This is a genomic window from Saccharothrix saharensis, assembly GCF_006716745.1.
In the GTDB taxonomy this organism is placed as follows: domain Bacteria; phylum Actinomycetota; class Actinomycetes; order Mycobacteriales; family Pseudonocardiaceae; genus Actinosynnema; species Actinosynnema saharense.
Genome location: NZ_VFPP01000001.1, coordinates 7359282 through 7372980, shown reverse-complemented (window position 1 = coordinate 7372980; position 13699 = coordinate 7359282). Strand labels below are relative to the sequence as shown.

Sequence of the window (13699 nt, the reverse complement as noted above, 5' to 3'; positions counted from 1 at the left end):
TGCCTGTCACATCACGGTTTCCCGCCGAGCCGACCGGCCGGTGCGCAAGAACCGACCGCGTGCCGGTTCGGCAAGCCGAACGGCCCGACGAGCCCGACCCGGACGGTCGCGCGCGACCGCTGCGCTGCGTCACCGCGCGCGGGGATGCCGTGGACGCCGTGCCGCGGCGGTCGCCGTGCACCCGCCCAGCCGCGAAGCCCGTCAGCGCGGACACGTCCCCGAACCCCCTGCCATCCACCCGCGGCGACTCGGCCGTTCCGGGCGATCCGAGGGCGAGTCCGAACGCGATCACGACCACGGCGACGTGGTCGCCGACCTCCGATCGGGGCACACGTATCACACGATTGCCACACTTTTAGCATAACAACGTTACACTAAGAATAACGGCGTTGTGCAACACTGTCAAGGTGAGTCCTCGCAAGCTGGATCCCGAAACCCGTGCCGCGCTCGTCGACATCGCCGCGAGGCTGCTGGCCGAGCACGGCGCCGAGGCGCTGTCCACCAGGAAGATCGCGGCCGAGGCCGGCACGTCGACGATGGCCGTCTACACGCACTTCGGCAGCATGAGCGGCCTGGTCCGGGAGATGGTGCACGAGGGCTTCTCCCGGCTGGAGCGCCAGTTCGCGCAGGTGCGCCGGACCGACGACCCGGTCGCGGACATGGCCGTGCTCGGCTACGCCTACCGGCAGAACGCCAAGGCGAACTCCCACCTGTACGCGGTGATGTTCGGCGGGCAGTCGCTGGCCGGGTTCTCGCTCACCGAGTCCGACCGCCAGTTCGGCCGGTACACGCTGCTCACCGTCGTGGACTGCGCCACCCGCTGCATCGAGGCGGGCCGGTTCCGCCGCGACGACCCGATCCTGATCGCGCACGAGATGTGGATCGCCACGCACGGCCTGGTCAACCTCGAGCTCGGCGGCTACCTGATCGACCCGGTCGACGCAGACCGCTGCTACGACACGATCCTGAACAGCCTGCTGCTCGGCGTCGGCGACGACCCCCGGTCGGTGTCGGCCTCGATGACGGCCTCCCGGAAGCGCAGGCGGCGCGAGGTGGAGGCCGACCCGGAGCCGGCCGAGGCGGTCGCTAGCCCGCGCTGAGCGCGTCACCCGGCTCGGCGGGCGGGGTGAACGGGCCCCACGTGAACGCGGGCAGCCACCGTCGCGGGTCGTCGCTCCAGTCCATCGCGGTGAGCTGGACGTGGCTGCGACGCCCGGCCAGCGCGCGGTGCGCGTCGTGCCGCGACGCGACGAGCGTCACCGCGGGCGCGCCCGCGCCGCAGACCCACTCGGCGCCGTCGCACAGCACGCGGACCGACGGCAGGCCGTGCGCGCGCACCGACTCGCCGAACCCGGCGGTCAGCAGGCCGAGCGAGCGCCGGTAGGCGACGTGCTCGGCGGGCACGGGCGCGCCGAGCGCGTACCGCAGGTCGACCTCGTGGGTGAACGCGTCCATCACCAGCACCGCGGGTCCGCGTTCGCCGTCGTTGGCGTGCAGGTGCACGTCCAGGCCCTCGCCCAGCCGCAGCCAGGCGTCGAGCAGCTCCCCGGGTGACGCGTCGGCGGCGGGGACTTCCGGCGGTGCGACGGACGCCCGGCGCAACGCCGTCAGCACGTTGTCCACCATGTGCGCCACGACGTCGCGGACCGTCCACTCCGGACACGCCGGGAGCCGGACGTCCGCGCGGGCCCCCGGTTCGGCCAGCAGTGCCGCGAAGTTCTCCCGGACGGTGCGGTAGGCGATGTCGTCGGTGACCCGCACCCGGCTCGTTCCCGGCATCGGCCGTGCTCCTCGTCGTCGTGGGGGTGCGGAGGACGTCACGCCCCGCCCGGGCGGGTACGACGCGAGCGCGGGTGCCGGGCCGTGCGCCGGCCCTGCTCCCGCGCTCACAAGACGTCGATCGGGTCGGCCCGGCCGCCCGCGGCTACGCCTGCTGGTACCTGGTGCCGTTCCACCAGTTGTCGCCCGGCCCGTGCGACTCCTCGGCGTCGTAGGTGTCCTTGAAGCGCCACCAGTCCCACGGGTGGTCGAGCTGCTCCTCCTGCCGACCGAGGTGGGTGATGTCGAGGTAGTTGTAGAAGCTCTTGAAGATGTCCCCGCCGCGGTCGAAGATCGAGTAGGTGAAGAAGACGTCGTCGCCCTCGCGGTAGAACGCGCTGACCCCCGGCGACTCGCCCATCTCGGTGGAGACCTCGTAGTCGTAGTTGAAGTCGCTGCCGAACGACGAGTACCACGGGATGTTCCAGCCCATGCGCTGCTTGAACGGCTCGAAGTCGGCCACCGGCGCGCGCGAGATCATGACGAACGTGGTGTCGCGGGCCCACATGTGGGCGAGCTCGCCGACGCTGTCCGCCTGCATCGAGCAGCCGATGCAGCCCTCCTTGGCGCCGGGGCTGAACATGTAGTGCCGGACGATCAGCTGGCGGCGGCCCTCGAACAGGTCGAGCAGCGTGAGCCGGCTGCCGCCGGGCCCTTCGAAGGTGTAGTCCTTCTCCACCTTGACCATCGGCAGCTTCCGGCGTTCCTCCGCGATCATGTCGCGGGCGCGCGTGACCTCTTTCTCCTTCTCCAGCAGCGCTTTGCGCGCCTCCAACCACTCCGCACGCGAGACGACTTTCGGCTGGGTCATCAGATCTCCTTGAGGACTGTCGGGAACGACTCCACCGAGACCCGACACGACGGATGACGAGGGGGGTGCCACCCGGTTCCGGCCGGGGACTGTCCCTCGTCAGGCTATGGCGGCTCGGCGTGACGGCACTTCTTCGAGGTTGACGTCTTCCCGGTGCGCCGGACGTGGGCGCGGACCGCACGCGGCCCCGAGGGCCGGACTGTCCAGCATGGGTGCCGGACGGGCGGCGCGCATCCGGGATCGTGCTCACCTCAGGCAAGCCGGGAGAATCGCTCGGACACCGGTTCCACGGACAATGCCGGGGCCCCGTGACCCCGGTCATTCGATCGCCCCAATGTGGCCGGGATGACCGTCGGCGAGCGGGCGGAAATGTTACGGAACGGACTGCGGAGCACCGGACGGCGTACTGCGGCAAGTGCCTGAAAGTCGGTAGCCAAATACAACCCGCACCGTGTGCGAAGTAGGCCGGAACCGCTGACCGAACCCACCTAGAACCTCACTGACCTGCGGAAACACTGTCACAAATGCCTGGTCACGACGGGTGTCCGGTGAGCAAGCCTGAAGTAGCAGTGCTCGCGAAGCCTCTGCAACGCTTTTCCTCGTTCGCTTGTCCGGTGACGGGTCACCCGAGCTGGGGGGACGAGGTTGAGTGCAGTGGGCGCCGGGCGGAGCAATTCGCCCGGGAACGCGGGCCGGCAGTTCCACACCGACTCCGCCTTTGCGGTCGGCACGATCACCCCGGAATGGGATTCGGCACGGGTCGCGGCATCGGGTGGGCGATGGCCCGCATGCCGTGGCACGGGAAAGGGCGGCCGGCACGGCTCCCGCGCCCCGGACCACCGGGACATCGGCCGCGTCACGTGGCTCGTCGGCTGGTCCGACGCCCAGCGCGTCGCCGACGTGATCGAGCAGTTCACGCCCCCGTTCGGAACGTGGCGGCGACGCATCGCCGAGGAGTTCGTCCACCAGGAAGGAGTCAGCTTGTGACCTCCACAGCCAGTTGGCTGCGCAGGCAACTACCCGGCGTCATGGCACTCGTGCTCGTCGCGGCCACGTTCTTGGTGGCCCGGCTGCCGGAGGTGTCGGCCGAGGAGAAGCAGCAGGTCGCGGCCCAGTTCGGCTTCACACCCGAGTCGATCGCCCTGCCCGGCGGCTACACCCACCAGTCCATCCGGCAGGTGAACCAGCGCTACGCCCACATCAACGCCTGGATCTCCTCGGTCGGTTCCGCGGTCGCGCTGAACGACCTCGACGGCGACGGGCTGTCCAACGACCTGTGCTACGTCGACGTGCGCATCGACCAGGTGATCGTGACGCCGGCGCCGGAGTCGGGCAAGGCGGCGCGCTACGAGCCGTTCGCCCTGTCGTCCGGGTCGCTGCCGGTCAACGACGTGATGGCGCCGATGGGCTGCGTGCCCGGCGACTTCAACGAGGACGGCCGGATCGACCTGCTCATCTACATGTGGGGTCGCACCCCGATCCTGCACCTGGCCAAGGCCGACGCGACGGGCCTGAACGACGACGCCTACCTGGCGACCGAGCTGGTGCCGGGCAAGTCGTCGGGCACCTACGACGGCCCGCAGTGGAACGCCAACTCGGCGACCGTGGCCGACTTCGACGGCGACGGCCACGACGACATCTTCATCGGCAACTACTTCCCCGAGGGCCCGGTGCTGGACCCGTCCAAGAGCACCGGCGTGGAGATGAACCACTCGATGTCGCAGGGCTTCAACGGCGGCGAGGACTACATCTTCCTGTGGAAGGGCGGCACGGCCGGCGACGAGCCGAGCACCGAGTGGGAGAAGGTCGACCCGTTCGAGAAGGACGTCTCGAAGGGCTGGGCCCTGGCGTCCAGCGCGAACGACGTCAACGGCGACCTGCTGCCCGAGCTGTACGTGGGCAACGACTTCGGCCCCGACCGCTTCCTGTTCAACCAGTCCACGCCCGGCAACCTCAAGTTCGAGGTGGTGGAGGGCTCGAAGGGCCCGATGGAGCCGAAGTCCAAGAACGTCGGCATCGACTCGTTCAAGGGCATGGGCGTCGACTTCGGCGACCTGAACGGCGACCAGGTCTACGACATGTACGTCAGCAACATCACCACGTCATTCGGCATCGAGGAGTCGCACTTCGCCTTCATGAGCACCGAGAACAACCTGAGCCGGATCACCTCCAGCCTGGAGGACGGCGAAGCGGTGTGGGAGGACGAGAGCGCGCCGCTCCAGCTCGCCTGGTCCGGTTGGGGCTGGGACGTGAAGATCGCCGACCTGGACAACAACAGCGAGTCGGAGGTCCTGCAGGCCACCGGGTTCGTGAAGGGCGACGTGAACCGCTGGCCCCAGCTGCAGGAGCTCGCCACGGCGAACGACGCGCTGCTGGACAACCCCGTGTGGTGGCCGATCGTGGGTCCCGGCGACGACGTCGGCGGCAACCAGCACTTCCACTTCTTCGCCAAGAACCAGCGCGACTTCTACTCCGACCTGTCACCGCAGCTCGGCATGGCCGCCCAGATCCCGACGCGGGGCATCGCCACCGGTGACATCGACGGCGACGGCCGGCTGGACATGGCGATCTCGCGGCAGTGGTCGGACCCGATCTTCTACCGCAACACCGGTGGTTCCGGCAACGGCTTCGTCGGCCTGCGCCTGACCCGTGACGAGGCCGTCAGCGACGGCTCGTTCGCCGGCGCGGGGTCCCCCGTGGTCGGCGCGCAGGTCACCATCACCACGGCGTCGGGCAAGAAGTTCGTCAACCGGGTGGACGGCGGCAGCGGTCACTCCGGCAAGCGCAGCCACGAGGTCCACTTCGGCCTCGGGTCCGAGGACCGGGCCGTGCAGGCGCACATCAAGTGGCGCGACCGCGACGGCGAGATCCACGAACAGGACATGACACTGAACCCCGGCTGGCACGACATCCAGCTCGGCGACCAGGCCAAGGAGAAGTGACGGACATGGCCGAGACCACGACGGCACCCAGCCCGCCGCGGCACGACCCCAAGGTCATCACCGCGCTCAGGCGCTTCGCGATCTCCATCTCCATCTTCAACATCTTCGGTTACACCGTCCTCGGGTTCGAGCAGGCGTGGCTGTGGCCGTTCATCGCCCTCGCCACCGCCTACGCGGTCGAGATCGGGCTGGAGTGGATCGGCGCCCGGCAGGAGGGTCGCGCGCCCCGGTACGCGGGCAACGGGTTCCGCGGCTTGATGGAGTTCCTCTACCCCGCCCACATCACCGCGCTCGCGGTCAACATGCTGACCTACGTCAACGACCAGATCTGGGTGATGATCTTCGGCGTGGTCGTGGCGGTCGGCGCGAAGTGGGTGCTGCGCGCACCGGTGAAGGGCCGGATGCGGCACTACATGAACCCGTCGAACTTCGGCATCGCCGTGGTGCTGCTGGTGTTCCCCTGGGCTTCGGTCGCACCGCCGTACCACTTCAGCGAGCACGTGGGCACGCTCTTCGACTGGCTGATCCCGCTGATCATCATCACCGCGGGCACCATGCTGAACGGCATGCTGACCGGCCGGCTGTGGCTGATCATGGCCTGGCTGATCGGGTTCGCGCTCCAGGCGATCATCCGCGGCATGATCCTGGACGTCTCCATCCCTTCCGGTCTCGGCATGATGACCGGCATCGCGTTCGTGCTCTACACCAACTACATGGTGACCGACCCGGGCACATCACCGTCCAAACCGGCCGCGCAGATCGCGTTCGGCGGCGGTGTGGCGGCGGTGTACGGCGTCCTGATGGGCATGAGCATCCCCTATGGCCTGTTCTTCGCCACGGCGATCGTCTGCCTGATCCGCGGCGGTTTCCACTGGGCGCTGCACTTCATCGAGAAGAACCGCCTGGAGGTGGAGCGGCAGAAGAAGGCGGCCGCGGCGGCCATCACCGTCGAACCGTCCGCTGTGGACCCGGCGCTCAACGGCGCGCCGAAGCAGGGCGCGGTGGTCGCGACCTGATCGGGACCGTGCGGCCCGCACGCGGGCGAGCACGGCCGGCAGCCCGTCACCCCGGTGGTGACGGGCTGCCGGCGTGTTCGACGGGTGTGGGAGCCGGTTCCCGGGCAACCGGACCCGGCACGGCGTCTGTCCGGGAGCGGGCCCGGCGGGACCACAGCGCTACGGGACACCGCGCGGTGACAGGGGTCGCAGGCAGGCGGAGAGGCGTCCGCGGGATGCGGCGGGCGGGCTGCCGATCGCGGAGCGGGGCGCTGCGGGCTCCGGGGTGGACCGGTGGCGTGCCGGGTCCTCCCGGGCGGTGCGAGGCGTCCCGGTTCGCCGGTCGTGCCCTCCCCCGCCGTGGCGGACGGGTACGGCGTGCCGAAGTGGAGTGGTTCGTGGGCCCACACGGCAGAGGACCCGCCGTCCGGCCGGGACGGCGGGTCCTCCTGGTGGCGCCGGTGGTCAGCTGGCCGCGCCGGCGTCCAGTGCCACGGTGCGGATGTACGGCAGCGCGAGCAGCACCGGCGGGTCCAGCGTGCCGATCGGGCGCAGGCTCAGGTCGACGTCCTTGACCTGGGCGCCCGCCCGCACCGACACCGGTCCGAACGCCGCCACGTTGAGCTCCTGGTCCTGCGCGAACGGTCCCCCGCCGAGCATCGACTCCCGCCCCAGTGCCACGGAGTGAGCCAGCAGGTGCCACGTGCCGGGCGGCACGTTCGTGAGCACGTACGGTCCCGGCCGGTGGAGCATGGAGCAGCGGACCGGTTCCCCCTGCGGGATCCGGTCCGGGAACAGACCCAGGAAGATGATGCCGGGCGCACCCCCCAGAGGTGCGTAGATCTCTCCCTGCACGGTGGACGTGCGCAGGTCGGAACTCCGCCGGGCCAGCGGGATCGGCGGGGTCAATCCTCCCAGTTGGCGGTACGTCGTCGGCGAGACGCCGACGCTGCTGCGAAACCTCGAGCTGAACGTGCCGACGCTCGTGTACCCGACCCGGTGGCTGATGTCCGTGACCGCCAACGAGGTGCACACGAGCAGCCGTTTGGCCTCTTGTAGTCGGATGGCGGCCAGGAATCGACCCGGTGACACACCGGTAACCCGTTGGAAAGCCCGCGAGAAGTGGAACTTGCTGTACATGGCTGTCCGGGCCATGTCATCTATCGTGAACTGTTCACCGAGATTCTCGTGCATGAAGTCGATGACCCGGCCGACCGCCCGTTCTATTACGTCCTCCACTACGACCCCCATTCGCAGATGTAATGAAAGCTTCAACCGGCCGACCGGCACGCCGGACGGCTCATCGAGCGGTGATGAAACCGGCGCGTCGTCGCGCCGCGACCCCCAGTGAAACCCCAGTGCCCCCAGTACACCCGATTTTTGCAAGCTACCAGGGCCGCAACAACCTCCGCAAGAAGCGCGGATGACCTCCGGGCACACATCCCATGATCACGTCCACCTCCTTCCGATGATCTTGCGCGCGGTCCTCGGCCACCATTTCCGGTGGCCATGGAACACATATTCGGTCACCCGGGGAAGTTATTGATGCGCCTTTCGGGTGATATCGACCACGACCGACCCGGCGCAGGTCAGCGCCGGTACGGGCCGGGGACGTGGGGCCGCGGTGGCCGCGGTCGCCTTATCGACCCGCGCCACGAGTCCGTTTTCCACCGGTTTAAGGCAATCACGAAGATGCCCCGCCGGCCGCCGCGCGGGACACTGGACCGACCCGGCACAGCACGACGACGAGCTATTCCGGACACCCCGAAACCCCACCCGACGACCGTGCCCGACCATTCACCCGAAGAATGGCGGACGACACCACGCGCCGGGGCGCCGTCCGCCCATTCGGGACGGGAACCCGTCGGTCACCGACGGAAGTCGTGGCACGGCAACGCACCGCGAGCCGGCGCGTCCGATGTGGACCGGGCAGCACGACGCGCCCGGCGGGGCGGCGACCCTCCGGGCGACGTGGAGCCGCGCGGGTGGGCCGGCGCCGGCCCACCCGCGCGGGGAGGCGGTCGCTCAGTCCGCGGAGGACGTGCGGGCCGCCTGCGCGTTCCGCTCGAGCGGGCTGGGGGTCCCGCCGCGGAGTCGGAGCGCGGCTTCGGCGCGGAGCACGGCCCCCGCGACGGCGCGCGGCGGCGTGGCCTGGCAGGTCGCGGTCACCGGCACCCCCCGGGATCTCGGTCCGCGTCGACGTCCGGCCTCCCAAGCTACCGGTCCTTGGTCCTAACAAGCAACCAACCAGTGTGAAATCCGTATCAAGTCCGACTTAGACTGGAGGTCGTGACGACCAGGCGGAGGTACGACGACGGGTGCGCCACGGCCTACGCGCTCGACCTCATCGGCGAGCGGTGGGCGCTGCTGGTCGTCCGCGAGCTGCTGTTCGGCCCGAAGCGGTTCACCGACCTGCGCACCGGGCTGCCGGGCGCGAGCCCCAACGTGCTGTCGCAGCGCCTGCGCGAGCTGGACGAGGCGGGCATCCTGCGCCGCCGGCGGATCCCGCCGCCCGCCGCCGCGTGGGTGTACGAGCTGACGCCGTGGGGCCACGAGCTCGAACCGGTCGTCGCCGCACTGGGCCGGTGGGGCGCGCAGGCGCCCGGAGCCCGCGGTGGGGGCCCGATCAGCGTCGACTCGATGATGCTGGCGCTGCGGTCGCTGTACGACCCGGAGCGGGCCGCCGGCCTGGCCGCCGACGTCGTGGTGAGCCTGGGCGAGGACGGGTTCCGCGCCACCGTCACGCCGGACGGCCTGCGGTTGGCCCGGGAACCGGTCGACCGGCCGGACGTGGTGATCCACACCGACACGGCGACGCTGAACAGCGTCATCTGCGGTCGGCGCACGAAGGAGGAGGTCCTCGCCGCCGAGGACCTGGTCGTGGACGGCGACGAGGCCGTGGCGATGCGGTTCCTGACGCTGTTCCCCTTCCCCGAGCCGGTGGCGTGACGCCGCGGGCCACTACGGGATCCCGCTCCGGTCGCAATCGCCACCGAGTCACCCGATCGGTTTCTTGATCATTTCCCGGACGTCCCCGTCGCGGCGGCACGATGTCCATATCTTCCGGAATGCGCCTTTTTCGGTTTCGATCAAGAAGGCCGTCGGGCGACATTCCCCCGACCGCAAGGGGGAAGAGGAAAAACGCATCGGAGCGCTATACGGTCGACCGTGCGGGCGCCCGTACGGCGGGCGGCGGCGAACACCGTACCGACGCGTGGACCAGTGCCCCTTCTCCATGATTGCGTTTCCGCACCGCGGCGTACTTGGCGCGCCCGAAACCCGATATCGTCGCCGGTCACGGGAAATCGCCCGAACGAGGCCGGCGCAGCAGGAGGAACCATGGTCGACACCCATGCCCACACCCACTCGGTGGGCGGACCGCTCAACACCGTTCGGCACAAGCCGGCCCTGTTCGCGTTCACGTTGATCGTCCTCGCGCACTGGGCCGAGCACATCACCCAGGCCGTGCAGATCTACGCCCTGGGCTGGCCGGTGCCCCAGGCCAAGGGAGCGTTAGGCCTGTGGTTCCCGTGGTTGGTCACGTCCGAGATCATGCACTACGGCTACGCGCTGGTCATGCTCGTCTTCCTGTTCGCATTGCGCAAGGGGTTCGTCGGCCGGTCGAAGACCTGGTGGACGATCGCGCTCGGCCTGCAGTTCTGGCACCACATCGAGCACCTGCTGCTGATCATCCAGGCGTCGGCGGGGACGAACCTGCTCGGCAAGCCGGCGCCGACGAGCATCATCCAGCTGATCATCCCGCGGGTGGAGCTGCACCTGTTCTACAACACGGTGGTGTTCATCCCGATGGTCATCGCGATGGTGCTGCACATGCGTCCCACGGCGCAGGAGCGCGCGGAGATGCAGTGCACGTGCGCGGTCGGCGCGTCGGCCTGAGGACGTGCACAACCACGGCGCCGTCGGCCTGCCCCTCGGCTTCACCCTCCTCCGGCTGATCCTGCTCGGCGCGGTGACCGTGGCGGCGGGCTGGGCGCTGGTCCGGCCGTTCGCCCCCGCCGCGTCCGGGGCGGTGACCCGCCGGGTGGTCACCGGGGCGGCCGGCGTCGGCGGTGTCGTGGTGCTGCTCATCGCGGAGGCGACGTGGATGCCGTCGCTCGCCGCGGTGGCGTTGATCGGCCTGCTGGCCGTGCCCCCGGCGCTGCGCCGCGATCGCCCGGTGGTGGCCGCGCTCGTGGTGGCGGCCGCCGTCCTCGCGACGGTGGCCGCCGGCGCGTGGTTCTCCGGGCCGCCGTCCTCGTTCGCCTACATCGCGCTGATGGCGGCGTTCGTCGGGGTGTCGTGGCTGGCGCTGTGCCCGCCGACCGCGCTGGTGCGCGTCGTCGGCGCGGCGCTGGGCGTGGCCCTGTTGGCGGGGCTGGGCCAGGTCACCGTCACCGGGCAGCTCACCACCCCGGCCGCGGGCGACCCGCTGCTGACCCGCGTGGCGCTGGGCGGCGGTCCGGTCGACCTGCTCGTGGTGCCGCACATGCCCGGCTGGAACATCGTGCACACCACCGACGTCCCGCTGTCGGTGGGCAACGCGCCGAACGCGCTCGTGCCCGCGCTGCCGCGGGACGGCACGACCGGCCGGTGGGCGTTGGTGTGGCTGCCCGAGGGCCGCGGCGACCTGTGGCTGGACCGGGGCGGCGCGCGCACCACCGTCCCGGTGGACACCGGCGACGTGGCGTGGACCGGACCGGACGTCCGCGGGCCGGAAGGTCCCGACTACGCGTCGGCCGTGCTGGCGGCGAAGTTGACCGGCAGGCGCGGCGACCTGCCGTGGCCCGCGCTGACCGAGGCCGACGCGGCGGCGCTGCGCGCCGAGGTCGCGGCGATCGGCGGGCCGTTCTCGGTCGTCGCGGACGGCTCGCGACGCGCGGCCGAGGCGATGGAGGTCGTGCGCGCGGAGGCCACGCGGCTCGGCCACGCCGTCACGCCCGGTTCGTCGGAAGTCCTGGTGTTGGGCGGAACCCCGCCACCGGGCGCGCGGCACCACCCCGCGCCGTGGCTCGTCCCGCCCGATCTCACGACGCCCGGGGCACGCCGGTACGCGGAGACCCTGTCGGCCGCCTTCCCCGGTGCGACGCCGTCCCGCTCGGGTCTCGCCGCCTGGTCGGGTTGAGGTCGTCGCCGGACCCGACCGCGTGGAACACCTCCCCTACCGGGTCGGCACGCGCACGACCACCATGCCGTCCGACAGCCACGCGTCGATCCGCTCCACGTCCACCACGGCGGGCACCGTCGCGCAGTAGTAGTAGGTGCACGGGTGATCGGCCGGCCGCACGGTGATCCCGACCCGGTCGCGCCGGATCGGCGTGCCGTCCGGCCGCAGGTCCAGGTCCCGGATCTCCACCCGCACGTCGCGCGGACGCACGTCCTCGATCAGCGTGGCGAAGAAGTAGGCCTGCTCGGTCACCGCGACGTCGACCAGCACGGGTCGCTCGTCCGCCGTCGCCAAGTCCCAGTCCCGGCCCAGGTTGCGGCCGATCCGCTCCCACCACACGTCCATCTCCCGCACCGGGTCCGCGCCCGGCCTGGGGTCCGCGCCGGGGTCCCGGCGCCGGACTGTCAACCGCTCGACCACGACGCCGCCTCTTCGTTTGCTCGCCTGTCGTTCAGGGAATTACCCGGGTCGAGGGATGTCCATGCTCGGTCGATCGGGTGAACCCATGCCGCTGGGTGACGACGTGGGCGGCGGCCGTGATTCGGCCGAACGCGCGCGGGTACTCCACCGGTGTCCCAATCCCAGGAGCGTGGAGGAGGACGTGCCCATGCACCGCGAGAGCGACAAGCACGGCCCGGTCAAGGACGACGAGCTCAAGCACGAGCTGGAAGGCGCGCTGCGCGGCAACCGCCCGAACCGGGCCGAGGAGTGGCGCGACCCCGAGCCGCCGGCGGACGACGACGTGACCGCGCCCGGCATCGACGAACCCCGGTGAGCCGAGGCCGCCCTGTCCGGTGTGGACAGTTCCGGACCTTGTTCGTTGTTGCTGAATCCGCCGGTGCGGCGGCCGGTTCGTTGACCGTCGGGTGAGGCGTCGTTAGCGTCGATCGCGTGACTGCTGAACGCATCGCCCCCGTTGTCCCGACAGATGACCTCGCCGGCGCGGTCGACCGGTGGTCCGCGCTGCTCGGCGTGGCGCCGACGTTCGTCGACGGCGACCGCTGGGCGCAGTTCGACGTGGCGGGCGGGCGGTTGGCCCTGTCCGGCGCGGACCGCGTGCACGACGGCCCGGCGGTGCTGGTGAAGGTGCCCGACCTGGACGAGGCCCGGTCACGCGCCGGGGCGCTCGGTTTCGAGGTCGGCGAGATCACCACGGGACCGCACGAGCGGCGTTGCGTCGCGGTCGGCCCGGACGGGTACGCGGCGATCCTGCACAGCCCGCTGCGGTGACGTGCGCGCGTCACCGCGGCGGGCTGACGACCGCGCGGGCCGGCGCTCGGGCGTGAGCGCGCGGCGGCATCCGGGCCGCCGCCGTGCCTGCCCCTCGCGACCCGGTGCGCCGCCATCCGCCGCGGGTCCGGCAGCGGTCGACACGGACGTGGTGGCGTGCCGGCCGGCCGCGGTCGCGGTGCTGATCGGGGCCACGACGTGCGCGACGGCGTGCCGCCGGCGACCCGGTGGCGGAGCGGCTGTCCACACCGGACGCCGGCCGTCAGGTCCGGCTCCGACCCGCACGCACGCCGGCGCGTGCGGGTCGGAGACCGGGGATCAGGCGACGAAACCGACGGTCAGCAGCACGTTCGCGTAGAGCCGGCCGTCGCCGGTGGCCACGCACACCGCCAGCTCCGGCGCGCGGCACGCCGCGTAGAAGTCCTGCCGCGCCAGCGGCTGCAGCGGCAGGTCCGGGCCGAGCAGGCGTTCGTAGTCGGCCCACGCCTCCGGCGTGCCCGACTCGTCGGGCCGCATGGTGTGCACGGCCTCCACCGGGATCGCCGACAGCACCGGCTCCAGCACCTCGTCGACCGTGACGAGGCCGGGGCGCAGGTTGAGGTGGATCACCTCGGCCCGGTGGTGGACGTTGGTCCGGTGCGCGTAGTTGGAGTCCGCGATCAGGACCTTCGACCCGTGGCCCGCCACGGCCAGGGCGTGCAGCAGCGGCGGGTGGATCAGGGGGAAGCGCAGCACTGGG

The 13699-nt window shown here is 71.0% G+C and carries 14 protein-coding genes; 9 read left to right on the top strand and 5 right to left on the bottom strand.

What is annotated here, in order from left to right:
* The first annotated feature begins 407 nt into the window (after positions 1-407).
* A complete protein-coding gene (locus tag FHX81_RS33780; protein ID WP_141982572.1) occupies positions 408-1100 on the top strand; it encodes a TetR/AcrR family transcriptional regulator in 693 nt (230 codons plus the stop codon).
* Here FHX81_RS33780 and FHX81_RS33775 read toward each other — a convergent pair.
* Positions 1087-1779, bottom strand: coding sequence for a maleylpyruvate isomerase family mycothiol-dependent enzyme (locus FHX81_RS33775; protein ID WP_141982571.1), 693 nt, complete (start codon positions 1777-1779; stop codon positions 1087-1089). The two genes, FHX81_RS33780 and FHX81_RS33775, sit on opposite strands and share 14 nt — an antisense overlap.
* A 145-nt stretch (positions 1780-1924) precedes the next feature.
* Complete coding sequence (locus tag FHX81_RS33770) at positions 1925-2629, bottom strand: DUF899 domain-containing protein (RefSeq protein WP_141982570.1); 705 nt, start codon at positions 2627-2629, stop codon at positions 1925-1927.
* Between the two features lie 654 nt (positions 2630-3283).
* Between FHX81_RS33770 and FHX81_RS33765 the strand changes: the two genes are divergently transcribed.
* From FHX81_RS33765 to FHX81_RS33755, 3 genes are read left to right on the top strand one after another with little or no spacing between them, the layout of a single operon-like run.
* Positions 3284-3616 carry a hypothetical protein gene (locus FHX81_RS33765; protein ID WP_141982569.1) on the top strand — a complete coding sequence of 111 codons (333 nt, stop codon included), beginning with the start codon at positions 3284-3286 and terminating at the stop codon, positions 3614-3616.
* On the top strand, positions 3613-5571 hold the full coding sequence (locus tag FHX81_RS33760; protein WP_141982568.1) for a CRTAC1 family protein: 1959 nt from the start codon (positions 3613-3615) through the stop codon (positions 5569-5571). Before FHX81_RS33765 ends, FHX81_RS33760 begins: the two co-directional genes overlap by 4 nt.
* 5 nt (positions 5572-5576) lie before the next feature.
* Entirely contained in the window at positions 5577-6587 is a 1011-nt protein-coding gene (locus FHX81_RS33755; protein WP_141982567.1) for an enediyne biosynthesis protein, read from the top strand.
* A gap of 444 nt (positions 6588-7031) precedes the next feature.
* On the opposite strand, the gene FHX81_RS33750 is transcribed toward FHX81_RS33755, so the two are convergent.
* Positions 7032-7805, bottom strand: coding sequence for a helix-turn-helix domain-containing protein (locus FHX81_RS33750; protein WP_246108331.1), 774 nt, complete (start codon positions 7803-7805; stop codon positions 7032-7034).
* Between the two features lie 1050 nt (positions 7806-8855).
* On the opposite strand from FHX81_RS33750, the gene FHX81_RS33745 reads away from it, so the two are divergent.
* The 3 genes from FHX81_RS33745 (at position 8856) to FHX81_RS33735 (ending at position 11688) form a co-directional block, all read left to right on the top strand.
* A complete protein-coding gene (locus FHX81_RS33745; RefSeq protein WP_141982565.1) occupies positions 8856-9515 on the top strand; it encodes a winged helix-turn-helix transcriptional regulator in 660 nt (219 codons plus the stop codon).
* A 390-nt stretch (positions 9516-9905) separates the two neighbouring features.
* Complete coding sequence (locus FHX81_RS33740; RefSeq protein WP_141982564.1) at positions 9906-10463, top strand: hypothetical protein; 558 nt, start codon at positions 9906-9908, stop codon at positions 10461-10463.
* A gap of 4 nt (positions 10464-10467) precedes the next feature.
* The gene (locus tag FHX81_RS33735) at positions 10468-11688 is read left to right on the top strand and encodes a DUF6239 family natural product biosynthesis protein (protein ID WP_141982563.1); all 1221 of its coding nucleotides are present in this window, start codon (positions 10468-10470) and stop codon (positions 11686-11688) included.
* A 36-nt stretch (positions 11689-11724) separates the two neighbouring features.
* Here FHX81_RS33735 and FHX81_RS33730 read toward each other — a convergent pair whose 3' ends face one another.
* Entirely contained in the window at positions 11725-12138 is a 414-nt protein-coding gene (locus tag FHX81_RS33730; RefSeq protein WP_141982562.1) for a hypothetical protein, read from the bottom strand.
* 199 nt (positions 12139-12337) lie between these two features.
* Between FHX81_RS33730 and FHX81_RS40915 the strand changes: the two genes are divergently transcribed.
* Together FHX81_RS40915 and FHX81_RS33725 are read left to right on the top strand one after the other, a co-directional pair.
* A complete protein-coding gene (locus FHX81_RS40915; RefSeq protein ID WP_170232259.1) occupies positions 12338-12505 on the top strand; it encodes a hypothetical protein in 168 nt (55 codons plus the stop codon).
* 116 nt (positions 12506-12621) lie between these two features.
* Positions 12622-12960, top strand: coding sequence for a VOC family protein (locus FHX81_RS33725; RefSeq protein ID WP_141982561.1), 339 nt, complete (start codon positions 12622-12624; stop codon positions 12958-12960).
* 318 nt (positions 12961-13278) lie between these two features.
* Here the strand turns inward: FHX81_RS33725 and FHX81_RS33720 are convergent, their stop codons facing one another.
* Positions 13279-13695, bottom strand: a complete 417-nt coding sequence (locus tag FHX81_RS33720; protein WP_141982560.1) for an RbsD/FucU family protein — start codon at positions 13693-13695, stop codon at positions 13279-13281.
* Between the last annotated feature and the right edge of the window lie 4 nt (positions 13696-13699).

Excerpts from the sequence above, each read along its gene's own strand:
- FHX81_RS33775 (WP_141982571.1), bottom strand. The coding sequence starts at position 1,779 with ATGCCGGGAACGAGCCGGGTGCGGGTCACCGACGACATCGCCTACCGC.
- FHX81_RS33770 (WP_141982570.1), bottom strand. The coding sequence starts at position 2,629 with ATGACCCAGCCGAAAGTCGTCTCGCGTGCGGAGTGGTTGGAGGCGCGC.
- FHX81_RS33755 (WP_141982567.1), top strand. The coding sequence starts at position 5,577 with ATGGCCGAGACCACGACGGCACCCAGCCCGCCGCGGCACGACCCCAAG.
- FHX81_RS33740 (WP_141982564.1), top strand. The coding sequence starts at position 9,906 with ATGGTCGACACCCATGCCCACACCCACTCGGTGGGCGGACCGCTCAAC.
- FHX81_RS40915 (WP_170232259.1), top strand. The coding sequence starts at position 12,338 with ATGCACCGCGAGAGCGACAAGCACGGCCCGGTCAAGGACGACGAGCTC.